Below are 1,271 nucleotides of genomic sequence, written 5' to 3'. Positions count from 1 at the left end.
GATCCTAGACAGTATCGTGGACAATCGGTCCCTCTAAATTCTTAAAATAATTCTGTTCAAAAGCTTCTGGGCTTAACCAGCCATTTGCAGAATGCCGTCTAATTCGATTGTAGTAAATCTCAATATATTCAAACAAGACAGCATTGGCTTCTTTTCGGGTAGTAAACACACTCCCGTGTACCACATGACATTTCAATGTATGAAAGAAGCTTTCCGTCACCGCATTATCCCATGAGCAGTATACTGCGCAAGGCCTCGTCTAGACATGCTTTGAATGCAGTTATTCGTCAACAATAGCGCTCTAAAATCTCGACTACAGTACTGTGAGCCTTGGTCAGAATGGACCATAACATCCATTGGATACCCCTGACGAGCCATTGCATAATTAAATGCATCACACGCCAATTGACGGTCTATTAGATGGCTGGTTTGCCAACCCACAATACGACGACTAAATAAATCTAGTATCACGCATAAGTACAACCAACCTTCTTTGGTGTGAATATACGTTATGTCGGTCGTCCAAATTCTATTTGGCCGAGTGACTGTAAACTGGCGATCTAACAAATTCGATGCCGTCGGCAAACGATGATTTGAATCAGTTGTATGCTTATATTTGCGGGAAATCTTGCTGCGTAAACTAAGCTTTTTTAGCATCCTTCCAACTGTACGTTCACTCATGCAGTAACCTAAATCATGCATGTCATGAACTAATGAAGGTGCTCCTAAGCGAGCATGGTGTTGCCAATATACAGCTTTTAAATCAGTATATTTTTGAGTAGCGTAAATCTGTCGCTTCCGCCAAGCATAGTATCCCGAAGTGCTAACACCTAGGCATTTACAGGCAGAAGAAACCTTAATTTCTGTCACAGCTAGACCTTGAATTACCGTGTACTTTTCTTGGCATGATCTGTTAGGAAGTACACATGCGCCTTTTTTAAAATGTCATTGGCTTCCCTGAGTTGTTTGACCTCTTTCTCTAAATCTAGAATGCGCTGTTGTTCTGGTGAGAGTTGACGTTTACTTGAACCTGTTGGGTTAGCTTCACGAATCCATTTATCTAATGTTGAATAACCCACACCTAATTTCTGGGCGATTGCAGCTACAGACTCGTGTGAGTTTGAAAGCGCATAATCAATTGCTTGCTGTTTAAATTCAGGACTTGAGATACAAGCAGCATTGCTGCGCAAGATAGCCATTTCTTGGATCTCCAAAGTTAACGTTACGTTATCTTTAGAGGGACTATGTGTCCATTATTTTGGCTAGGATCA

The 1,271-nt window shown here is 41.3% G+C and carries 1 pseudogene; it reads right to left on the bottom strand.

Annotation, left to right across the window (positions count from 1 at the left end):
• Nucleotides 1-4: 4 nt before the first annotated feature.
• Nucleotides 5-1,199: pseudogene (locus tag AVJ20_RS17920) on the bottom strand (IS3 family transposase).
• Between the last annotated feature and the right edge of the window lie 72 nt (nucleotides 1,200-1,271).

Origin of the sequence: Acinetobacter sp. CFCC 11171 (genome assembly GCF_003268405.1) — a bacterium.
Classification (GTDB): Bacteria; Pseudomonadota; Gammaproteobacteria; order Pseudomonadales; family Moraxellaceae; genus Acinetobacter; species Acinetobacter amyesii.
This window is presented reverse-complemented; position numbering and strand designations above follow the sequence as displayed.